Below are 21,715 nucleotides of genomic sequence, written 5' to 3'. Positions count from 1 at the left end.
TCCGAAGCCGGCCGTCGACGTGCGGGGCCGGCAATGGTCGGGGCGTCAGGCGGCGGCTATTTCAAGCTGCCGCAGAGGAATTGCCGGAGACGTTCGGACTGGGGCCCCCGCAGCACTTCGCGCGGGTTGCCGCGTTCTTCGACCTGGCCTTTGTGGAGGAATACCAACTGGTTGGAGACCTCCCTGGCGAAGCCCATTTCATGGGTCACCACGACCATGGTGCGACCTTCCAGGGCCAGGTCCTGCATGACTTTGAGCACTTCACCGACCAGCTCCGGGTCGAGCGCCGAAGTGGGTTCGTCGAAGAGCATCACTTCCGGTTCCATGGCCAGGGCCCGGGCTATCGCCACACGCTGCTGCTCGCCGCCGGACATGTGCGCCGGATAGGCGTTCAGGCGGTGTCCCACGCCGACCTTGTTCAAGTAGTGTTCGGCCTTTTCCCGGGCCTCTTTCCTGGACACACCGAGGACCTGCACAGGGGCCTCCATGACATTTTCAACGGCGCTCATGTGCGACCACAGGTTGAAGTGCTGAAACACCATGGCCAGTCGCGAACGCATGCGTTGCAGTTGCTTCGGCTCGGCGGCCTTGAGCCCGCCCGAGGCGTTGGCCACCAGCTTGAGCTGTTCACCATTGAGCCGTATCTGACCGGCATTGGGTTGTTCAAGCAAATTGATGCAGCGCAGGAAAGTGCTTTTACCGGAGCCGCTGGAACCGATGAGGCTGATCACATCACCGGCTTTTGCCTCCAGCGACACGCCCTTGAGCACTTCGTGAGCACCGTAGCTTTTGTGCAGGTCCTGAATTTCAAGTTTGTTCATGCTGTTCACTCTGCTGAAGTCAGTCGCTGAGCAAGCGACCTTGGCGAATAGGGGTACGACCGGCGACTTTCGCCAGCCACAAGCCGGGTTGGGCGAAACGCAGACGTTCGCGGGCATAGAGAATGCCGTCGGTGCTGGCGGTCACCACGCTGTGCTGGTCGGTCACGGGGTCGATGACTTCGAACAGCGGGTCGCCGACCTTGACTCGCGCACCCAGCGGCTGCAGGAAACTGACCACGCCGGGGTGTGGCGCGTAGGCATATTGCGCTCCAGCGAACGGAGTGGCTTCACAGCAGAGGGCGGGCGCGGCCGGCCATTGACCGCTGATCAGGCCCTGTTCGGCCAGGTAGCCGAGGATCTGCTCGGCGCTGGCGATGCAGGGCTCGCGATCGGTGTCGGCCATACCTCGCAACTCAACGGTCGTGGCTATGCAGGCGAGGGGGATATTGGCCAGTGGGAAGCGTTTGGCCAGTTGCACCCAAGGGCTGGCACAGGCTTCGTCAAAGGCATTGCCGCCGGCATCCTCGGCCAGCAGGGCGGCTCCGGCGCCGAGGCGCGCGGCCAGGGAACATAGGCGCGACCAGTTTTGCGGCAGGGCGTAGAGCAGCATGATCGACTCGAAGTCGCAGTGCAGGTCGAGCACCACATCGGCATCACAGGCATGGCGCAACAACTGGCGACGCAAACCGTCAAGTTCCGAGGTGGCCGGGGGCAGGTGCTCGATGACCGTGAGCATGGCGCGACGAATCAGTCCGACGTTGGCCACGGCGTCCGCGCCCAGTTGGCCTTCCAACTGCCGGGCCACGGCGTCGGTCAGTTGCGGGAAGTCGCGATTGAAGTTGCTGCCGCTGGAGAACTCGAAGCGACCCTGATGGGTGGCCTGGAACATCTGCCCGATGCCGATGGGGTTCGCCATGGGTACCAGTTCGATCACACCGATCAAGCGCCCCTGGTCTTCCAGTTCACGCAGGCGGCGCTTGAGCTCGACGGCGACGCGCATGCCGGGCAGTTCGTCGGCGTGCAGGGAGGCCTGGATGTAGGCCTTGCGCGAGCCGCTGCCGAAGCGAAACAGTGACAGCTGGCGCTCGGTGCCCGTGGCGCTCCAGGGCAGGACGTAGTTGATCTGCTGCATGGGGGTTCCTTAGTGCTTGCGTGGCGCCAGATACGCCAGCCAATGGCGCTCGGCCAACTTGAACAGACGCACGAGGGCGAAGGTCATGGCCAGGTAGATCAGGCCAGCGGTGATAAAGGCTTCGAAGGGCAAATAGAAGCGCGCGCTGACGGTGCGCGCCGCGCCGGTGATATCGACGAGGGTGACGATCGACGCCAGGCTGGTGGTTTGCAGCATCATCAGCACTTCGTTGCTGTACTGCGGCAGCGCGCGGCGCAAGGCCGAGGGCAGGAGAATGCGTCGGTACAGGGTCATGCGCGACATGCCCATGGCCCGGGCGGCCTCGACTTCGCCGCCGGGTGTCGACTTCAGGCTGCCGGCGAGCAACTCTGCGCTGTAGGCACTGGTGTTGATTGCAAAGGCCAGGCAGGCGCAAAAGGTCGCGCTCGACAGATAGGGCCAGAGCAGGCTCTGGCGGACTGCTTCGAACTGCGCCAGGCCGTAGTAGATGAGGAACAATTGCACCAGCATCGGCGTGCCGCGGATCACGTAGGTGTACAGCCAGGCCGGGAAGTTGAGCAGCGGCGAGCGGGAGACCCGCAGCAGCGCCAGGGGGATGGCCAGCATCAGGCCCAGGGCCAGGGAGATCAGCAGCAGCTTGAGGGTCAGCAAGGCCCCCCCGAGATACAGCGGCAGGTTTTGCCAGATCAGGTTGTAATCGAGAATCATCGGTGGCTCTCCACTTACAGCTCGACGGCTTTGATGCCGACCGAATAGTGTTTTTCCAGATAACGCAGCACCAGCAGCGACAGGCTGGTCAGCATCAGGTAAAGCGCCGCCACGGCGAGGAAGAAGGTGAAGGGTTCGTGGGTGGCATCGGCGGCGTTCTTGGCCTTGAACATCATGTCCTGCAGGCCGATCACCGAGATCAGCGCGGTGGACTTGGTCAGCACCAGCCAGTTGTTGGTGAAACCGGGAATGGCGAAGCGAATCATCTGTGGCAGCAGGATCCGCCGGAACACCTGCAGGCCACTCATGCCATAGGCCATCCCGGCCTCGCCCTGGCCGCCGGGAATGGCCATGAAGGCACCGCGAAAGGTTTCCGAGAGATAGGCGCCGAAAATGAAGCCCATGGTGCAGACACCGGCCATGAAGGGGTTGATGTCGATGTAGTGGGTGTAGCCGAGTGCAAGAGCCAGGCGATTCACCAGATCCTGACCGCCATAGAAAATCAGCAGAATCAGGACCAGGTCGGGGATGCCGCGGATAAGGGTGGTGTAACCCTCACCCAGCATCGCCAGCCATTTGAGCGGGGATAACCGAAAGGCGGCACCGATCAGACCCAGGACAATGGCCATGGCCATCGCACTCAGGGCCAGGTTGAGGGTCAGCCAGGCACCCTCGAGGATGCTCGATCCGTAACCGTGGAGCATGATGAAACTCCTCGCCCGAAGCGCCGTCGGGCGCGCGGGACAAGTGGGAGAAGGGCGCCCGCGGCAAGCCGGCGCCAAGGTCACGGGAAGGTTTACTCGCCGTAGATATCGAACGCGAAGTACTTGGCCTGTATCTGCTGGTACTTGCCATTGGCGCGGATCGCATCGATGGCCGCGTTCAGGCGCGCGGCGTTCGCGGTGTCACCCTTGCGCAGGGCGATACCGGCGCCCCGGCCGAAGTATTTCGGGTCGTTGATATCGGGGCCGACCAGCGCGAAGCCTTTACCCGCCGGGGTTTTGATAAAGCTCTCGTCGGTGTTGACGATGTCGGCGAGGGTGGCGTCCAGGCGACCCGACGCCAGGTCAAGAAAGGCCTCGTTCTGTGAGGAATAGCGCACGATCTCGACGCCGGCTTTCTCCAGTTGTTCGGTGGCGAAGCGGTCGTAGGTGGAGGAGCGCTGCACGCCGACTTTCTTGCCCTTGAGATCCACCAGCGGATCGTTGATCAGGCTGCCGGCCTTCATCGCGAACTTGCCTGGGGTGTGGTAGTACTTTTCGCTGAAGTCGACGGATTTCAGGCGGTCGTCGGTGATCGACATCGACGACAGCACCGCATCGATCTTGCGCACCTTGAGCGAGGGGATCATCCCGTCGAACTCCTGGATCACCCATTGGCACTTGACCTTCATTTCATCGCACAGGGCGTTGCCGATGTCGTAATCGAACCCCCCGAGGTTGCCTTCCGGGGTCTTGTAGGAGAAGGGCGGGTAGGCGGCTTCGATACCGATACGCAGACTGTCCTCGTCGGCATGGGCCAGGATGCTGAAGGCGCAGAGGGCCAGGGCACCTAGAAGTCCTGTCTTGTTCATATTGTTGACTCCCGTTGTTTGTGAAGTGTGGGCGAGGTGCCGTCCGGATTGGCGTGGCGGGTAGCTCCGCCTGATCTTGTAGCGGCTATAAATGACATGTTTTATTTCATAAATCAAATTTATGAAAATAAAAATGCCAAATGGTGCCATGGTGATACCGTTCGCCAGCCCGTCGACAGGGATTCAGGCGCGGATGGACCGGTTTCAGGGGGAATTGGTGTATTCTTCGCGGCCGTCATTTTCTCCTCTGCAGGACCTGTCCATGAAAACCGCCCTCGTCGAACTCATCAGCAAAATCAGCTCCGGCTGCATGAGCGAGGCCGAAATCCTGCAGATCGCCGATGAAGCAGCCCAGGCCTACGCCGACCAGGCTGGTTTCCTGGCGGCCAATCCGGACATCAACTACGACGACAGTTTTCCGATTCCCCTGGGCGAGTGGGTGGTGCTCGGTAGCCTGCCCGAGACCGTGCTGTTCCAGGCCGACACCTACATGGACCTGTTCGCCCGGATCGTCGAGTCCTTCGGCAAGGACGTGCCTTTCAATATCAAGCCCAAGCAGCTGGCCAAGGTCGAGGCCTTGACCGCCTTGAACCGTATCCAGGTCCAATTGAGCAGCATGAACCCGGAAATGGGCGGCTACGTACTGGTGAACTTCAGCCAGTTGCTCGACGACGAACTGCAGGCGGTGCTGGTCTACGGCAATGACCTGCCGCGAGTGCTGGCCCTGTGTGGAGAGGTCGGGATTGCCGCCGCGCCCTCCCTGGAAGCCCTGAGAGTCGCGCTGCACGTCTGAGTCGCCGCGGTTGAACGCGCAGCAATAAAGTGAACCCTGGCGGCGGCCGGCTATCCTATGGGGGCAGATCCTCATCTAGGAGCAAGACCATGGGTTCCACTTTCAACGGCCTGATCGGCCTGATCATCCTGGCGCTGGATATCTGGGCCATCCTCAATGTGCTGAAAAGCCCTGCCGAAACCGGGATGAAGATCCTCTGGATCCTGCTGATCATCCTGCTGCCGGTACTCGGCCTGATCATCTGGGCCATCGCCGGGCCGCGTGGCAATCTGCGCTAGTGGCGGTCAAATGCGCGCTTGAACAAGGTGCCACCCTGGCAGAGGGGGCACATTCTGGTTGCGTCTCGGAAATTGCCTACGATTTTGGTTGTAGGGGGCTGATGGTATTTACACGGATGAGGTCCTAGGGTTCGAGCAGGGTAAAAAGCTTGGAAGCTTTGCCCCCAGGTCTCTTCTCTGGCTTCAAGGGAGGACCTATCCCGAAACCCTACGCTAAAGGATTAGCCCATGCAGGAGATGAGTATGGAACAGGCCCAGCTTGAGAAAACCCATGTCGAGATTGCCAAGCTTATCGCCGAGCAACGCAAGCTCAATGCCGAGGCGGGGAAGATGACCCGTGAAACGTTCTGGTACCCGGTCGCGATTGCCATTGGCTTTGTCGGTACCGTGTCGACAGTCACCGCACTGCTGATCAAATATCTCGTTCCTTGACCGTGGAAGTCGGCGGCCTTTGTCCCGGGACGATTCGACCTGTCATAGTTCGCAACGTAAAATGCGCGCCTTTCCCGGATTATCGAGGCTATGGCCGCTGGTGCCCATTGCTTGTTCGATAGCCCGCCATGGGCGGGGAACCGTCCGTTGCCACTCGCCTTCACCGGAGCACTTCCCATGAGCAATACGCCTGAAACCCACTACCAGGAAACCCTCTACGAAGGCTACGGCCAGCGCTTTCGCATGGACAAGCTGCTGCACGAAGTGCGCACCGGGCACCAGCACCTGGTGATCTTCGAAAACGCCCGCATGGGCCGGGTCATGGCCCTGGACGGTGTCATCCAGACCACCGAGGCCGATGAGTTCATCTACCACGAAATGCTCACCCATGTGCCTATCCTCGCCCATGGCAGTGCCAAGCGCGTGCTGATCATTGGTGGTGGTGATGGTGGCATGCTGCGTGAAGTGGCCAAGCATCGCGGCGTCGAGCACATCACCATGGTCGAGATCGACGCCACCGTGGTCGAGATGTGCAAGCAGTTCCTGCCGGAGCACTCCAAGGGCGCGTTCGACGATGCGCGGCTGAACCTGGTGATCGACGACGGCATGCGTTTCGTCGCCACCACCGAAGAAAAGTTCGACGTCATCATTTCCGACTCCACCGACCCCATCGGTCCCGGTGAAGTGCTGTTTTCCGAAAATTTCTACCAGGCCTGCCGTCGCTGCCTGAACGAAGGCGGCATCCTGGTGACCCAGAACGGTACGCCGTTCATGCAGTTGGCCGAAGTGCAGACCACCGCGGGACGCCTGCGCAGCCTGTTCCCGGACTGGCACTTCTACCAGGCCGCGATACCGACCTACATCGGCGGTGCCATGACCTTCGCCTGGGGCGCGACCCACACCGCGTCGCGCAAGTTGTCTCTGGAAACCCTGCGCCAGCGCTTTGCTGGCAGCGGTATTGTCACGCGCTACTACAATCCCGAGATCCATCTCGGTGCGTTTGCCTTGCCGCAATACGTGTTGCAGGCCGTGAACAAACCGAGCAACGACTGATACCGCACTCGCTGGCTCGCGATGATCGTCAACCGGACCGTCGCGAGCCGACTCAAGCCAGCAGGTTCATATCCTGCCGAGCAGTACCAGGATCAGCAGTACGATCAAGACTGTCCCGATCACCCCCGATGGACCATAACCCCAGCTTCTGGAGTGTGGGAAAACGGGCAGGCCACCGACCAGCAGCAGGATCAGGATGACGATCAGAATAAGACTCATGGTGCTTTCCTTGTTCTGTTTTTCGAGACGCTATCGCGCACGTTCAGCTGTTGAATAACAGGCTGCTTGATAAGTCCGACTTGAGCGCCGAGAAGAAAATTCAGTTTTTTTCCGACCTTTCTCGCCCCCTCGTCTTATTGTTTTATTGATCGACCGTTCCCACCTTGGCGGTGTCGAACAATAAAGCTGCGCCTTCCCCCTCAGTCGTCACTTTGCCTGGAGCATTCAGCAATCTGATGGTGCATGGGCCTTCGAGCGTCCTTCGCTACACTGCCGCTCATCGTCCTCAGAACCCACAAGGCATCTGCTATGCACAATCGCATCATGATCACTGGCGCCGGCTCCGGTCTTGGCCGCGAAATCGCACTGCGCTGGGCCCGCGAAGGCTGGCGTCTGGCGCTGTCGGATGTCAGCGAGCCGGGCCTGCTGGAAACCCTCAGGCTGGTGCGCGAAGCTGGCGGCGATGGTTTCACCCAGCGTTGCGACGTGCGCGACTACAGCCAGTTGACGGCATTCGCCCAGGCGTGTGAGGTCAAATTCGGCGGCATCGATGTGATCGTCAACAATGCCGGTGTTGCCTCGGGCGGGTTCTTCAGCGAGTTGTCTCTCGAAGACTGGGATTGGCAGATCGCGATCAACCTGATGGGGGTGGTCAAGGGCTGCAAGGCGTTCCTGCCGCTGCTGGAACAGAGCAAGGGCAAGATCATCAATATCGCCTCCATGGCGGCGCTGATGCAGGGGCCGGCCATGAGCAACTACAACGTGGCCAAGGCTGGCGTAGTGGCGTTGTCGGAAAGCCTGTTGATCGAACTGGCGCAGCAGGAAGTCGGCGTGCACGTGGTCTGCCCGTCGTTTTTCCAGACCAATCTGCTGGACTCTTTCCGCGGGCCTACGCCGGCGATGAAGGCCCAGGTCGGCAAGCTGCTGGAAAGCTCGCCCATCAGCGCGAGCGACATCGCCGACTACATCTATACCCGGGTCGGCCTGGGCGAATTCATGATTCTGCCCCACGAGCAAGGGCGCATGGCTTGGGCCCTCAAACAGAAGAATCCGCAGTTGCTCTATGACGAAATGACCGTGATGGCCGACAAGATGCGGGCCAAGGCCAAACAAGTTCCGCATTGAGCTTGCCGGTGAATCGATGGCTGGTTAGGGTTGCCAGCAATGGGCAATCCTGACGAGCGTTTATTGTGATCAACTACCTGTGGTTCTTTCTCGCGGCACTGTTTGAAATCGCCGGATGTTATGCCTTCTGGATGTGGCTGCGCTTGGGCAAGAGCGCCTGGTGGGTCGCCCCGGCGCTGTTGAGCCTGACGCTGTTTGCGCTGCTGCTGACCAAGGTCGAGGCAACCTACGCCGGTCGGGCCTACGCGGCCTACGGCGGTATCTACATCATTGCTTCGATTGCCTGGTTGGGCCTGATCGAGCGTATCCGGCCCCTCGGTTCCGACTGGTTGGGCGCCGCGCTCTGTGTCCTCGGTGCAAGCATCATTCTGTTGGGACCGCGCTTTTCACCGTCCTGAATCCAACTCTCCTCGGTAAATTCTCCGACTCTGCCCGGTAAGTAATCTGATTCTGTAGGGCGAGTCGACCCTGTCGGTCAGGGCCGGCTGATTTGCCGTGCCTGCATTGAAGGCGCTCATCGGGCCGGGCAGTCTTGGGCGCTCATAAACCCTTGAGGATTGAGTGCCATGCTTGTACTGAGCCGCGTCGTCGGCGAGATGATTTCCATCGGCGATAACATCACCGTGAGAATTCTCGCCATTAACGGTAACCACGTTCGTTTCGGTGTCGAGGCACCGAAGAACGTCAATGTGCACCGTGCGGAAATCTACCGTCGGATCCTGACCCAACTGGGGGAGCCGGAGCCTGTCCGCGACTCCGTTGTCTGACGATCAGTCGAAAAACTCTTTCGGCACCGCGTGCCTGGGCAGCAACTGACATTGCTCGCTTTCGAGATCGAAGAGAATCACCGCCTGGCCCTTGCTCAATGCATGGCGTACCCGCAGCACGCGGGTTTCCTGGGGCGTGTCGTCACCGTTGTCGGTACCGTCGCGGCTGACGAAGTCTTCGATCAGGCGGGTGAGGGTGTCGGGTTCGAGTTGGTCGTAGGGAATCAGCATGGAATCGTCTCTGGCGGCTAAGGGGCCTGATGCTACTGTGCCAGGGCCTGTCGGGCTATAACGCCAAGGTGTAATGACAGGCCCCTCGCTCATTTCGTCCCGTTCTGACAGACATAGGCAACAAAAGAATGTTCTCTTCCTGACGGACTGCCAAGGGCAGATCGTTATTGATGAGGAACATCAAAATGAACAATGCAGTACACCCCATCAGGCCGGTTTCGTACGCGGCGTTTACCAGTGCCGGCCGCCGAGCGCTCCTGGGGGGGCTGTTGCTGGGCCTTGGCGGCTGTGTCTCGCCATTGCCGGATCTGGCGCCGCCTCCCGGGCAGATCACCCTGGTCCGCGAGGGCTTTACCCTGACTTATGACTGTGAAAACCGCACGGCACTCAGGTACGCGTATCAGTTGACCGCCGACAAGGGCAATGCCAAGCGGCCCAGGGGCTTTGAACTGGACCCTGATCTGCCCGCCGGCTGCCCGACGCAATTTTCCTCTCGAGGATACAGCGCGGTACCCGGCTGGGACCGGGGGCATCTGGTGCCCTCCAATCAAATGGACCACAGCGGCCTGGCGATTCGCCAGGCCCATTACATGAGCAATATCGTGCCCCAGGCCGCGCGCTTCAACCAGGGGATCTGGGTGCAAACGGAGGAGGTTTCGGAATGCTATCGCGACCTGGCGCCGGTACAGGTCTACGGCGGGGTGATCCACGATAACCCGGCGAATGACTTCTTCCTCGAGTCCCATGGTATCCGCACACCTGATGCCTTCTGGAAAACCATCTTGACCACCGATGCGGATGGCAAGACCCAGGCCATCAGTTGGTACATCCCCAACCAGGCGACGCTTGAGCCGCTGGACCGCTACATCCGCAGCATCGCGGAACTGGAGGCCTTGCTGGGGAGTGACACCGTCGGCATCGAAGCGAGCGACGAGGTCAAGGCGCAGAAACCCGCGCGTACCTGGCCCCGGCCACGCGACTGCGACCAGGGCTGAGCCCCGCTGAAATTTCCCCAGTCCAATCGTTATAAAAAATTCCGCGACCGTGCTCGCCGGCTGAGCCCCGGTGACGCGGCGTGTTGCGCGCAGAGGTGTTATCCGGCTATCCAAAGGATTTTTATTTTTGATTTAACTTGCTGATAAATAATAGATTTTTTGAGCTTTTCAAGCTTCGACAGACTGATAGCCTCGATGGAAATGGACGCGGCACTCGAGCATTGTCAGCCCCTGGCGCAATTTGCCGGAGCGCGAGTGGCCCAGGCCTTGGCGGATAACGGCCTGGGGCCTTTGTCTGCCCTGATCAGTCGCGGCGGCGGGCTTTTAAAAAAGGATATTTGAAATGTCAGCTATTCCCAGTTTTGTGCCGTCTGCCCTGGACGAGCAAAGCGAAAACGAAGATGTGATCAATGCCCATGCTCCGCCCTGGTTGTTGGCGGCCCGCCCCGAAGATATCGCGCGCCTGCGCGAGCACCTGCGGCGCAGTCTTTTTTTCAAGGAGGAACTGTCCGAGCGGTTCAAGGACCTGAAACCCGTCCGGGAGTTTTGCGCGCCGGTTCTGGAGCACGCGTTGCTGAGTCGATTCGGGCCGGGCCTGGATATCTACCGGGACCACGTGAAAATTGCCGATCGATGGCCGTCACTGCGCTATCCCATCGAGTCGTCTCAAGTCTTTCCGATGACCTATACCAGCCGCAGTTTGCTGGAGGCCGCGTTGCAGAACTTCGAGGCGGACGAACGCCTCCCTCCAAAATCCCATATAAGCCTGAGTGGCGACCCGAAGCGGGTGCCAAAAGTCAGCCTGGAGAATTTCGTCGAACTGGTGCGCCAGCTTGATCTGGGCCGGGTCTATCAGCATCACCTGTGCCAGGCTTTTCATCTCCAGGGAAGTGAGGGGGAGTCGGCGGATGACGACGAGTTTCGCATTGAGTCCGCCATCGTCCAGCAAAAGAAAGCCGATATGCTGGTGGATGCCTATATCGCCTACATGAAAAAAGACATCGATCAGATTGCCCATCAACAGATCTGCAAGTTGATCGAATGGAATATCGCCGTTGCCCCGGATGGCTCAAGGATGGTGGTCAATGGATTGAAAGTGCTGGGTGTTTCGTTACCGGGTATTTGTCTGTTCACGCTGCAGAATGTGCCAGCGAGCGAAACGGCCGCGATGAAGGATCGGGTACTGGTGCATATTCCCAATGATCCACTCACCCGCTTCAAACTCTATGCCTCGCTCGCGGCGTTCCACGCCGAACTGCGTAGCCGTCTTTGGCAGCCCTCGTATGAAGCGTTCTTCTGTGGTTTTGTCAGCCAGCGCGATCTGCCGAGGTTCCTGTCGCAGTTGAGGGTGCGCCTGACCCTTGAGACCCGGGATGCCTATGGAAACATCACGAAGTCCCTGAATCCGTCTGCCGATTTATCGTTGAAGCTGGAGTTGCTGAGCGGCGAGTTGTTTTTTCACCTCTATCGACAACAGATCCTGCGGCTTCAGGACGATGGGCGGGTCGTGGCGGTCCCGACCGAAGATGTTGACGAGGCTGCCCGCGAGGCCAGGAGGCAGTCGCTGTTGGGTCTGGGCATGACCTTGCTCAACCTGGCCGCCTTCGCCAACCCCTGGCTGGGTTTGCTGATGATGGGGGTGGCGGTCGGGCAACTGTTGGCGGAGACCTATGAGGGCTATGAGGATTGGCGGCGCGGTGAGCGTGACGAAGCGATCTCGCACATGATGTCGGTGGCCGAGGACATTGCGACGATGGTGGCCCTGGGTGTGGTCATGCACTGGGGGAGCAAGGCCCTCAAAGGTTTTTTTCAGCGGCCCTCGGACTTTTTTGACAGCCTGCTGCCGATCAAGTCGAGCGATGGTCGCTACCGGCTGTGGCAGGCCGACCTGCGCGCCTATCGCCATGATGTCCCCGAACTGGAGGAAAGGGGGCTGGACCCTGAAGGTTTTTACCTGGGGGACGACGCTGGCGATGGACACCGTTATCTGGATATCGCCGGCGAGCCTTACCGGGCCTACCGGGATAAGGCTTCCGGGGCCTGGCGTCTGTGCCATCCGAACCGTGGGTCGGCTTACGAACCCTGGCTTGAGCACAATGGCGCCGGGGCCTGGAGGCTGGCTCACGAATGGCCTTTGCAGTGGCACGATCCGGTTCACCTGCTGCGTCGCCTGGGGCCTGACGTGCGGTTTTTGAGTGATAAAAGCCTCGAGGAGATCCTGTCGATTCATCGACTCGACGAATCGCTATTGCGTCGCCTGCATATGAATAATGCCAAACTCCCTGCTTCCCTGATGGACTCGATACAGCGCTTCAGGTTGGACAATGAATTGAGCTGGCTGCTGGTGCCGTCCACCGCGCCGAGATCGGCCGCGGCACGTGTGCTCGACCTGAAGCTGCAGATTCTGCCCAGCCTCGAGAGCTGGCCCCGGAATCGCACGCTCATGTTGCTGGACGATGCAGGCAAGCCGCTCAAGGAGTACGGGGCGGATCTGACAACGCAACCGATGCGGCTCATGCTCCGCTCCAGGGACATCGAGGCGGATGGATTGGCGATGGTCCTGGACAAACTGACACTCCAGGAGCAGCGGATGCTGCTCGGTCCGGGGGCGGATCCCGACCAGACGTCGGCGCTTCTGGAAGGGCTGCTGCGCACCCATGTACGCGAACAGCGCCCCACGGTGTTCCAGCGCCTCTACCGTTTGTGCTGCGTGACCAATGTCGGCTTGCCGATGAGCCTCAGGCAAGGCTTTGCCGATTTACCGGACGGGGTCTTGCGTGAAATCCTGGGACAGACGGACGACGTACTGAAAGGGCGCTTGAGCCTTGGCGGGCGTCTGCCCTTGGAATTGATTGAAAAGGCCGGCGAAAGCAGGCGTGGGATTCGAGTCAATCACGCGCTGGACGGTGGTTTTCTCAAGAAAACGGGCGATCTGGATGGCGCCAGGTTGCAGCTGCCCCTCCTGAAAACGATGGTTGGGTGGCCGGCGGATGTGCGCTGGGAGATTCGTCAGGAGCGCTTCGACGGACGCCTGTTGTTCAAGATGGGCGATGACGACTTGCCCCGGCGCCGGGTTCTGGTCAGGACTGCACAGGGCTATCAAGCCTTTGATAATGAGGGCCTGAGCCTGGGGCCGCAGGTCAATGGGCCCCAGGCCCTGAGCTCGGCGGTGTTGAGCGGCTTGCGGGTGAGCGAGCGCGAGGCGATGGGGGTCAAGCTGGGCGAGGCCGACTTGCTGCACCAGTTGCTGATGTCCAAGATCCTGCTGCGTCCACGGGCTGAGCTCGAAGAGACACTCGGCCTGCCGCCACGCAAGCCAGGAACGCGTTCGCCGACATGGCGCGACAGCTATATGGGCGGTTGCCTGCGTGTCAGGCGTGGCATTGTCCATGGCTCGCGACGCGGGTTACGCCGGTTGACCCGGCTGTATCCAGACCTTTGCGAGGCGGAGGCGCGCAATCTCTATTTTTCTTTTGGCGATGATCCTCTTGAGGTCAGAGCTCGGCTCCAGGCGCTCGAAGAGGAGCTCCGGCAACTGCGCTCGACCCTGGCCGATTGGCGAGGAGGGCAGACGGTGAGGGCGCATGCCTGGTTGGGAGGCATGGCCGAGAGCCGTGAACAGGCGGCCGAGATCATCGAGCGTTGCTGGCGACGGCAGACACCGGCTACCTACAACGAAAATGGCGCGGCCATCGGTCACAGCCTGAGCCTGGCGGGCTTGCGCGTCGACAGCCTGCCAAGTTTGCCCACCGGTATCAGTTTTGATCATGTCACCGAGCTTTCGCTGAAGAACATGAGAATCAGTCGGATCCCAGAAGGTTTTCTCGAGCGTTTTCCCAACCTGCGCCTGCTGGAGTTGAATAACAATCGGCTGGAGTACCTGCCGAATGCGATTGCCGATATGAGCCGGCTCAGGGAGCTGTATCTGCAGGATAACCAGATCACCCTGACGCCGAACGCCGTCGGTGTGCTGTCGGGTTTGCACGATCTTGAAACCCTGAACCTGAACGGCAACTTCGATGTCAGCTTGCTGGATGTTGGCCAGATGCCGCGTTTACGCCGCCTGCATCTGCGCGGGACAGGTATCGACGGTTTGCCAGTGGGCCTGTTGACGCGGGTTCGCCTGTACGAGGCGGATCTGCGTGACAACCGGATTCAGGTTGTGCCGAACGCGATCTACACGGCACCTTCGCCGATCAATCGGCGGATCATTCTGCGTAACAACCCCTTGTCGGAGTATCACCAGAACCTGTTGGCCGCCTATCGGGCGCGCACCGGCATTACCTTCGGCATTCCCGATACCGAGTTGGCGTTGGATGACTACAGTGCGCGTCAGCGTTGGCTGGCCGATATCGAGGAGGGCGAGCGCCGCGACAACCTGCGCGACCTGTGGCATGACTTGCGGCAAGAGGAGGGCTCCGGGGAACTGTTCGCGTTGTTGGGACGCCTGGGCAGCAGCGCGGAATATCAGAAGACTCGCGCCGACTTGACGCGACGCGTCTGGGAGGTGCTGGCGGAAGCCGCCGAGAACACCACGTTGCGGCGTGAGCTGTTCGACCTGGCGGCCGATCCGTTGACCTGTGTGGACAGCGCCGCACGCAATTTCAGTCACCTGGAAGTCCGGATGTTGCTGGCCAGGGCCCGGTTTCTGGCGCTCAGGAGTAGTGAGCCGACGGAGTTGCTGAAGTTGGCGCGGGGCCTGTTTCGCCTGGAACGTATCGATGAGATTGCCCGGGAGCATGTCAAGGCGCTGTACGAGCAGCCCGAGCGGCCTTCAGCCGGTATGGTGGATGAGATCGAAGTGAATCTGGCCTATCGGGTCGGCCTGGGACGTTCGCTGTATTTGCCCGGGCAGCCGAAGGAGATGTTCTTCAGATCCATTGCCGGTGTCAGCGAAGAGCAGATCCTGGAAGCCCGCGGTCGCATACGGCAGGCTGAGGCGACAGCGGCCATGAAGACCTTTATTGCTTCGCGCGATTTCTGGATCGACTACCTGAGGAAGAAGTACCCACGGGATTTCGCCCTCTTCAACAGGCCGTTTCATGAGCAGGAGGAACAACTGCTGAACAACTCCCCGGAGATGCTCAGCGACAGGTATTCCCGAAGTTTGTCGATGTTGATGGAGAGCCGCCTCGCCGAGGAGCAACGTTTTCTCGAAGGGCTGACCCAGTACGAACTGGATGAGCATCCCGCCCCGCTCTGATGTCTGGTCGGGGCGCCGGTTCAGGCGTTCGTCCGAGGCTTGACCGTGCCGCGAATCAGGGCGCGCAAGGCGAAACGATTCGGATGACAGGCCTCGGCAATGCTGCGGGGCAGCGGCAACGGTTCGTTCTCCAGCCACGCCGCCAGCAGCTCACCCGAAAGCGGTGCGCTGATCAGGCCTCGGGAGCCGTGGCCGCTGTTGATATACAGGCCCTCGAGCCAGGGGCAGGGGACCTGTGGCACCTGCCGGGCATCCCGGGCCAGGATGCCGTAGGCCTCGGCGAACGCTTGCGGGTCCGCCAGCGGCCCGACGATCGGCAGGTAATCGGCGCTGGTGCAGCGAAAGGCGGCCCGGCCTTGCAGTTGTTCTGGAGCCAAGCCCGCGGCGTTCAAGCGCAGGGCCAGGTCGGGCGAGATGTCCTGTAGCAATGCCAGGTTGCCGATATGCTCCGCCGTGGTGGGAGTCAGGTCTTCGCTCTTGAAATCGAAGCTGGCTCCCAGGGTATGTTCACCCAGGCGTGCCGGCGCGACATAACCTTCGGCGCAGACCACGGTGTGCAAGGCGGCGCTGCCGGCGGTCTGCGCCAGGCGAGTGATCTGCCCGCGAATGCGCTTGAGTGGCAGCGTGGCGCTGGCGGCGAAGCGTTTCACTTCGGCGGCGCCGGCAAGGATCACCACCGGGGCGCCGCCCAGCAGGGTGTCGGCGGCCCACGCCTGCCATTGGCCGTCGACCTGGCGCAGTTCGACGGCGTCGCTATGGGCACGCACTTCAATGTTCGGGTGGTCGGCCTGCCACTGGCACAAGGCCGGCGGATGAACCCAGCCGCCTTCCGGAAAGAACAGTCCACCGTGTTCGAGGGCCACGCCAGCACGAGCCTGGGCCTGGGCTTGATCGAGGACCTGCAGCAACTCGGGGCTGAAGGCCTTGGCCAATTGGGCCTGGCGCTCGGCCTCTTTCTCATCGAAGGCCAGTTGCAAGACGCCGCAGTCGTCCCAGTCGAGGCCTTTGTGCAACTGCTCGAGCAAGCGCCGGGTATGCCCGAAACCGCTGAGGATCAGTTGCGACAGCGCGGTGCCATGGGCCGACAGCTTGAGGTAGAGGACGCCTTGCGGGTTGCCCGAGGCTTCCCGGGCCAGGGCATCGTGGCGCTCCAGCAGGCAGACCTGCCAGCCACGGGCGGCGAGGCTCGCCGCGCTGGCACAACCGGCCAGGCCGCCGCCGATCACCAGGGCCCGGCGTTCGCCGCCGGGCGGTCGTGGGCGGGAGAACCAGGGCTTGGCCGGCGGCGGTTCGGCGGTGTCTTCGGGCCAGCCGATAAATTCGCCCCGCAGGATTTCCCATTTATGGCCGATGCCCGGCGTGCGGCGCATCTTGAAGCCCGCGGCATTCAACGAGCGACGGACCCAGCCGGTGCTGGTGAAGGTGCTCAGGGTCGCGCCGGGGGCCGCCAGTCGCGCCAGTTCGGCGAACAGCTCGGGTGTCCACATCTCGGGATTTTTCGCCGGGGCAAAGCCATCGAGGAACCAGGCGTCGATCCGGGCATCCAGTTGCGGCAACTGTTCCAGGGCATCGCCGACCAGCAGTGTCAGGGTCACCCGGCCATTGTCCAGCAGCAGGCGCTGGAAGCCCTGGTGAATGGCGACATACTGCCCGAGCAATTGCGCGCTGAACGTCGCCAGTTCGGGCCAGAGGCTGAGGGCGCGTTGCAGGTCGGCGCGGCTCAGTGGGTACTTTTCCACGCTGACGAAATGCAGTCGGGCGCCCGCTACCGCACAGGTTTCGAACAACTGCCAGGCGCAGAGGAAATTCAGTCCGGTGCCGAAGCCGGTTTCGCCGATCACCAGCCGCTCGTTCGGCCCGAGGGCCTCGAAACGCTCTTTCAGACGATTTTGCTCGATAAAGACGTAGCGGGTTTCGTCCAGGCCCGACTGGTCGGAGAAATAGACGTCGTCGAAGACCCTAGAGTGCGGGCGACCTTGATCATCCCAGTCGATCTGGGCGTGGCTGGGAGGAGTGGGCGATACGCGGGTCATGGGGGCACTCGACGGCAACAAGGCGGCTATTCTAGCCCATTGCCGGGCGCTGGATTGATCCATGGCAAGGCCTGGGGATTTCCCGCCACACAGCGTGGTCCGATCCGTTAGTCTTGCTCTATCTTGGAAGGGAGTCGCCCATGTTTGAATCCGCCGAAATCGGTCACGCCATCGACAAAGAAACCTACGACGCCGAAGTCCCGGCCCTGCGTGAAGCCTTGCTGGAGGCGCAGTTCGAACTCCAGCAGCAAAAGCGCTTTCCGGTCATTGTGCTGATCAATGGCATTGAAGGGGCGGGCAAGGGCGAGACGGTCAAGTTGCTCAACGAATGGATGGACCCGCGTCTGATCGAGGTCCGCACCTTCGACCAGCAGACCGATGAAGAACTGGCCCGGCCACCGGCTTGGCGCTATTGGCGGCAGTTGCCGGCCAAGGGGCGCATGGGGGTGTTCTTCGGCAACTGGTACAGCCAGATGTTGCAGGGACGGGTGCACGGCCATTTCAAGGACGCGGTGCTGGACCAGGCGATCAATGGCGCCGAGCGCCTGGAGCGCATGCTCTGCGACGAAGGTGCGCTGATCTTCAAGTTCTGGTTCCACCTGTCCAAGAAACAGATGAAGGCCCGCCTCAAATCTCTCCAGGATGATCCCCTGCACAGCTGGCGCATCAGCCCGCTGGACTGGCAGCAGTCGGAGACTTACGACAAGTTCGTGCATTTCGGTGAGCGGGTGCTGCGCCGCACCAGCAACGACTACGCACCCTGGCATGTGATCGAAGGTGTCGATCCGCATTACCGCAGCCTGACCGTGGGCAAGATCCTGCTCGAAGGCTTGCAGACGGCGCTCAAGACCAAGGACGCCAAGCCGCGCCCGACCAATGCCGCACCGCTGCAGTCGGGGGTGGATGAACTCAGTCTGCTGGACAGCCTTGACCTGAGTCAGCACCTGGACAAGGACGACTATGAAGAACAACTGATTACCGAACAGGCGCGGCTGGCCGGTCTGCTGCGGGACAAGCGCATGCGTCGGCACGCGCTGGTGGCGGTGTTCGAAGGCAATGATGCGGCGGGCAAGGGCGGAGCGATCCGCCGGGTCGCCGCGGCGCTCGATCCACGACAGTACCGTATCGTCCCCATCGCCGCGCCGACCGAAGACGAACGTGCCCAGCCGTACCTCTGGCGGTTCTGGCGGCATATCCCGCCGCGTGGCAAGTTCACCGTGTTCGACCGTTCCTGGTATGGCCGTGTATTGGTAGAACGGATTGAAGGCTTCTGCAGCCAGGCCGACTGGATGCGTGCCTACAGTGAAATCAACGATTTCGAGGAGCAACTGAGCGAGGCCGGAGTGATCGTGGTGAAGTTCTGGCTGGCCATCGATAAACAAACCCAATTGGAGCGTTTCCAGGCTCGCGAAGAAATTCCGTTCAAGCGCTTCAAGATCACCGAAGACGATTGGCGCAACCGCGAGAAATGGGAGCTGTACCGCGATGCCATCGGCGATATGGTCGACCGTACCAGCACCGAAGTGTCGCCCTGGACGCTGGTGGAAGCCAATGACAAGCGCTGGGCCCGGGTCAAGGTGCTGCGCACGATCAACCGGGCCATCGAGGACGCCTTCGAAGCATATGGGAAGAAGGGTAAGTCGAAGTAGGACGATGGCCGCGCATACGCCGGATGAATGATTGTCGCGGTCGGGAATCGGGTGGGCTTATGCTCGCTCGATCCTTCCAACCGACAACAACAATCAACGAGGTGGGTCATGCGTGAAGTGGTGATCGTCGACAGCGTGCGGACTGGCCTGGCCAAGTCCTTTCGCGGCAAATTCAACCAGACCCGGCCGGATGACATGGCGGCCCATTGCGTCAACGCCTTGCTCAGCCGCAACGGCATCGACCCGGCCAGCGTCGAGGATTGCATCGTCGGCGCCGGCTCCAACGAGGGGGCCCAGGGCTACAACATCGGGCGTAATGTCGCGGTGTTGTCGAAGCTGGGCACCGGCACCGCCGGCATGACCCTCAATCGCTTCTGCTCCTCGGGGTTGCAGGCGATTGCCATTGCCGCCAACCAGATCGCATCCGGTTGCAGTGAGATCATCGTTGCCGGTGGCGTCGAGTCCATCAGCCTGACGATGAAAAGCGTCAACACCGACAACCTGATCAACCCGCTGCTCAAGGAGCAGGTGCCGGGGATCTATTTCCCCATGGGCCAGACCGCCGAGATCGTCGCCCGACGCTACGGTGTCAGTCGTGAGCAGCAGGATCTGTATGCGTTGCAAAGCCAGCAGCGCACGGCCGCCGCCCAGGCCGCCGGTTTGTTCGACGATGAAATCGTGCCCATGGCCGTAACCTATGCGGTTGAAGACAAGGCCAGCGGGCAGATCCAGCATCTGCAAGGCGTAGTGGAGCGTGATGACTGCAATCGCCCGGACACCACATTGCAAAGCCTGGCCGGTTTGAAGCCGGTGTTTGCCGAAGACGGTTCGGTGACCGCGGGCAACTCGTCACAACTGTCCGACGGCGCTTCGATGACCCTGGTGATGAGCCTGGAAAAAGCCCTGGAACTGGGGCTGACGCCGAAGGCCTTGTTCCGTGGTTTTGCCGTGGCCGGTTGTGAACCGGACGAAATGGGCATCGGCCCGGTGTTCTCGGTGCCGCGGCTGCTCAAGGCCAGGGGCCTGAGCGTGGCGGATATCGATCTGTGGGAGTTGAACGAAGCGTTCGCCTCGCAGTGCCTGTACAGCCGTGATCGGTTGGGCATCGACAACGACAGGTACAACGTCAACGGCGGTTCGATTTCCATCGGCCATCCCTTCGGCATGACCGGCTCGCGCCAGGTCGGGCACCTGGTGCGTGAGCTGCAGCGACGCAAGTTGCGTTATGGCATCGTCACCATGTGCGTGGGCGGTGGGATGGGGGCGACGGGGTTGTTCGAAGCGTTGCTCTGAACCTGGACCAGACCCTGTTGCTACAGGGTCTGGCTGGCCTGGATGGCATTGGCCCGCTGCATGCGTTTTACATACAGCTGGGTTTCGCGCTCGGCATCGGTGCGAGTAAAGAACGGCCCTTCCAGTGTGTTTTCCCGAGTGCTGAAAAAAAACAATCCGTTGATGGTCGTCACTCGGCCACTGCGAAAATGTATGGCCTCGGTGTTGTCTTGTGCGCGTTTGCCGAACATGGCGAAATCTCGCTGGTGAGCGTAGCTGTCAGAAATCTAGCATAAAACTTATGAGGATAGCTCACCTGATCCTCCGATCAATGGTCATGGCCAGTTTATTGACGGCGTTTCTGGCATGCTCAAGGTCGTATCGGGCTGTCTTCCCCGGCTGTGTTGCCGACCTGGCAAGGCCTAGAATGGCGACTTCCCCCACACGTCCGCAGGACTCTTCATGCATATCTCATCCGGTCGCTGGGGCTATGGCCTGTTCCTGGCGCTGTTGACCGCCGTGCTCTGGGGCATTTTGCCGATCAAGCTCAAGCAGGTATTGCAGGTGATGGACCCGGTGACCGTGACCTGGTGCCGCTTGATCGTGTCGGGGGGCTTTCTGTTCGTGTACCTGGCGGCGACCCGGCGGTTGCCGAGCCGGCATGTCCTCGGGCCACGAGGCGGCTGGCTGGTGCTGATGGCGGTGCTCGGCCTGGTGGGCAACTACGTGCTTTACCTCATGGGCTTGAACCGCCTCAGTCCGGGCACCGCGCAGTTGGTGGTGCAGATGGGGCCGATTTTCCTGCTGATCGCCAGCCTGTTCGTGTTCAAGGAGCGCTTCAGCCTGGGGCAGGGGCTCGGCTTGCTGGTGCTGCTGTTCGGCTTCGGGCTGTTTTTCAATCAGCGCCTGGAAGAGTTGCTGACCTCCCTGGGGACTTACACCGCCGGGGTATTGATGGTGTTGCTGGCGTCCACGGTCTGGACCTTCTATGCCTTGAGCCAGAAGCAATTGCTGACGGTATGGAATTCGTTGCAGGTGATGATGGTGATCTACCTGTTTTGTGCCTTGTTGCTCACGCCCTGGGTGCACCCGAGCGAAGTCCTGCAACTGAGTCCGTTGCAGGGCTGGTTGTTGCTCGGTTGTTGCCTCAATACGCTGGTGGCCTACGGTGCCTTTGCCGAGGCCCTGGCGCACTGGGAAGCCTCGCGGGTCAGTGCGACCCTGGCGATCACGCCGCTGGTGACCTTTGCCGCGGTGGCCCTGGCGGCCTGGCTGTGGCCCGGCTTCGTACAGCCCGAAGATATCAATGGCCTGGGGTATGGCGGCGCGTTGCTGGTGGTGCTGGGCTCGGCGCTGGTGGCGTTGGGGCCGTCGCTGATGGCCGGGCTCAAGGCCCGGCGGGTGCGTTTGATGGCAAATTAACGCTCGACG

General features: G+C 61.1%; 21 protein-coding genes. 12 read left to right on the top strand and 9 right to left on the bottom strand.

From position 1 onward, the window contains the following. Positions 1-56 precede the first annotated feature (56 nt). The 5 genes from M5C56_RS02795 to M5C56_RS02775 form a co-directional block, all read right to left on the bottom strand. Positions 57-821, bottom strand: coding sequence for an ABC transporter ATP-binding protein (locus tag M5C56_RS02795; protein WP_103495927.1), 765 nt, complete (start codon positions 819-821; stop codon positions 57-59). Between the two features lie 19 nt (positions 822-840). Continuing rightward, a complete protein-coding gene (locus M5C56_RS02790) occupies positions 841-1,953 on the bottom strand; it encodes a succinylglutamate desuccinylase/aspartoacylase family protein (RefSeq protein WP_103495926.1) in 1,113 nt (370 codons plus the stop codon). A 9-nt stretch (positions 1,954-1,962) separates the two neighbouring features. Then, positions 1,963-2,661 carry an ABC transporter permease gene (locus tag M5C56_RS02785; RefSeq protein WP_103495925.1) on the bottom strand — a complete coding sequence of 233 codons (699 nt, stop codon included), beginning with the start codon at positions 2,659-2,661 and terminating at the stop codon, positions 1,963-1,965. 14 nt (positions 2,662-2,675) lie between these two features. Beyond that, positions 2,676-3,365 (bottom strand): ABC transporter permease, encoded by a 690-nt coding sequence (locus M5C56_RS02780; RefSeq protein ID WP_103495924.1) that lies wholly within the window; start codon positions 3,363-3,365, stop codon positions 2,676-2,678. Between the two features lie 92 nt (positions 3,366-3,457). Continuing rightward, positions 3,458-4,234 (bottom strand): ABC transporter substrate-binding protein, encoded by a 777-nt coding sequence (locus tag M5C56_RS02775; protein WP_100939057.1) that lies wholly within the window; start codon positions 4,232-4,234, stop codon positions 3,458-3,460. Positions 4,235-4,496: 262 nt separating this feature from the next. On the opposite strand from M5C56_RS02775, the gene M5C56_RS02770 reads away from it, so the two are divergent. The 4 genes from M5C56_RS02770 (at position 4,497) to speE (ending at position 6,790) form a co-directional block, all read left to right on the top strand. Continuing rightward, complete coding sequence (locus M5C56_RS02770) at positions 4,497-5,027, top strand: hypothetical protein (protein WP_103495923.1); 531 nt, start codon at positions 4,497-4,499, stop codon at positions 5,025-5,027. Between the two features lie 89 nt (positions 5,028-5,116). Next, on the top strand, positions 5,117-5,305 hold the full coding sequence (locus M5C56_RS02765; protein ID WP_103495922.1) for a PLDc N-terminal domain-containing protein: 189 nt from the start codon (positions 5,117-5,119) through the stop codon (positions 5,303-5,305). Positions 5,306-5,533: 228 nt separating this feature from the next. After that, the gene (locus M5C56_RS02760) at positions 5,534-5,737 is read left to right on the top strand and encodes a hypothetical protein (protein WP_247263009.1); all 204 of its coding nucleotides are present in this window, start codon (positions 5,534-5,536) and stop codon (positions 5,735-5,737) included. Between the two features lie 177 nt (positions 5,738-5,914). Further along, positions 5,915-6,790 (top strand): polyamine aminopropyltransferase, encoded by an 876-nt coding sequence (gene speE / locus M5C56_RS02755; RefSeq protein WP_103495921.1) that lies wholly within the window; start codon positions 5,915-5,917, stop codon positions 6,788-6,790. A 66-nt stretch (positions 6,791-6,856) separates the two neighbouring features. Here speE and M5C56_RS02750 read toward each other — a convergent pair whose 3' ends face one another. Then, entirely contained in the window at positions 6,857-7,009 is a 153-nt protein-coding gene (locus M5C56_RS02750; protein ID WP_103495920.1) for a DUF3309 family protein, read from the bottom strand. Positions 7,010-7,318: 309 nt separating this feature from the next. On the opposite strand from M5C56_RS02750, the gene M5C56_RS02745 reads away from it, so the two are divergent. The 3 genes from M5C56_RS02745 (at position 7,319) to csrA (ending at position 8,901) form a co-directional block, all read left to right on the top strand. Then, the gene (locus M5C56_RS02745; protein WP_103495919.1) at positions 7,319-8,134 is read left to right on the top strand and encodes an SDR family oxidoreductase; all 816 of its coding nucleotides are present in this window, start codon (positions 7,319-7,321) and stop codon (positions 8,132-8,134) included. Between the two features lie 65 nt (positions 8,135-8,199). Beyond that, positions 8,200-8,532: a YnfA family protein gene (locus tag M5C56_RS02740; protein ID WP_103495918.1), complete on the top strand. Its 333-nt coding sequence runs from the start codon at positions 8,200-8,202 to the stop codon at positions 8,530-8,532. Between the two features lie 168 nt (positions 8,533-8,700). Further along, positions 8,701-8,901, top strand: coding sequence for a carbon storage regulator CsrA (gene csrA, locus M5C56_RS02735; protein WP_103495917.1), 201 nt, complete (start codon positions 8,701-8,703; stop codon positions 8,899-8,901). A 3-nt stretch (positions 8,902-8,904) separates the two neighbouring features. Here the strand turns inward: csrA and M5C56_RS02730 are convergent, their stop codons facing one another. Next, positions 8,905-9,132, bottom strand: coding sequence for a YheU family protein (locus tag M5C56_RS02730; RefSeq protein ID WP_103495916.1), 228 nt, complete (start codon positions 9,130-9,132; stop codon positions 8,905-8,907). A 185-nt stretch (positions 9,133-9,317) separates the two neighbouring features. Here M5C56_RS02730 and M5C56_RS02725 point away from each other — a divergent pair, with 185 nt between their 5' ends. Beyond that, positions 9,318-10,127 carry a DNA/RNA non-specific endonuclease gene (locus M5C56_RS02725; protein WP_103495915.1) on the top strand — a complete coding sequence of 270 codons (810 nt, stop codon included), beginning with the start codon at positions 9,318-9,320 and terminating at the stop codon, positions 10,125-10,127. Positions 10,128-10,470: 343 nt separating this feature from the next. Beyond that, positions 10,471-15,330: an NEL-type E3 ubiquitin ligase domain-containing protein gene (locus M5C56_RS02720; protein WP_247263008.1), complete on the top strand. Its 4,860-nt coding sequence runs from the start codon at positions 10,471-10,473 to the stop codon at positions 15,328-15,330. A 20-nt stretch (positions 15,331-15,350) separates the two neighbouring features. On the opposite strand, the gene mnmC is transcribed toward M5C56_RS02720, so the two are convergent. Further along, positions 15,351-17,363, bottom strand: coding sequence for a bifunctional tRNA (5-methylaminomethyl-2-thiouridine)(34)-methyltransferase MnmD/FAD-dependent 5-carboxymethylaminomethyl-2-thiouridine(34) oxidoreductase MnmC (gene mnmC / locus M5C56_RS02715; RefSeq protein ID WP_103495914.1), 2,013 nt, complete (start codon positions 17,361-17,363; stop codon positions 15,351-15,353). Between the two features lie 140 nt (positions 17,364-17,503). Between mnmC and pap the strand changes: the two genes are divergently transcribed. Then, positions 17,504-19,012 carry a polyphosphate:AMP phosphotransferase gene (gene pap, locus M5C56_RS02710; RefSeq protein ID WP_103495913.1) on the top strand — a complete coding sequence of 503 codons (1,509 nt, stop codon included), beginning with the start codon at positions 17,504-17,506 and terminating at the stop codon, positions 19,010-19,012. Between the two features lie 108 nt (positions 19,013-19,120). Then, the gene (locus tag M5C56_RS02705; RefSeq protein ID WP_103495912.1) at positions 19,121-20,305 is read left to right on the top strand and encodes an acetyl-CoA C-acyltransferase; all 1,185 of its coding nucleotides are present in this window, start codon (positions 19,121-19,123) and stop codon (positions 20,303-20,305) included. Positions 20,306-20,325: 20 nt separating this feature from the next. On the opposite strand, the gene M5C56_RS02700 is transcribed toward M5C56_RS02705, so the two are convergent. Continuing rightward, positions 20,326-20,535 (bottom strand): DUF6316 family protein, encoded by a 210-nt coding sequence (locus M5C56_RS02700; RefSeq protein WP_103495911.1) that lies wholly within the window; start codon positions 20,533-20,535, stop codon positions 20,326-20,328. Positions 20,536-20,746: 211 nt separating this feature from the next. Here M5C56_RS02700 and M5C56_RS02695 point away from each other — a divergent pair, with 211 nt between their 5' ends. Then, a complete protein-coding gene (locus tag M5C56_RS02695) occupies positions 20,747-21,706 on the top strand; it encodes a DMT family transporter (RefSeq protein ID WP_103495910.1) in 960 nt (319 codons plus the stop codon). The last annotated feature ends 9 nt before the right edge of the window (positions 21,707-21,715 follow it).

Origin of the sequence: Pseudomonas sp. MWU13-2862, assembly GCF_023242495.1 — a bacterium.
GTDB lineage: Bacteria > Pseudomonadota > Gammaproteobacteria > Pseudomonadales > Pseudomonadaceae > Aquipseudomonas > Aquipseudomonas gingeri_D.
The sequence above is the reverse complement of the archived record's forward strand: the minus strand, read 5'-3'. Positions and strand labels throughout refer to the sequence as shown.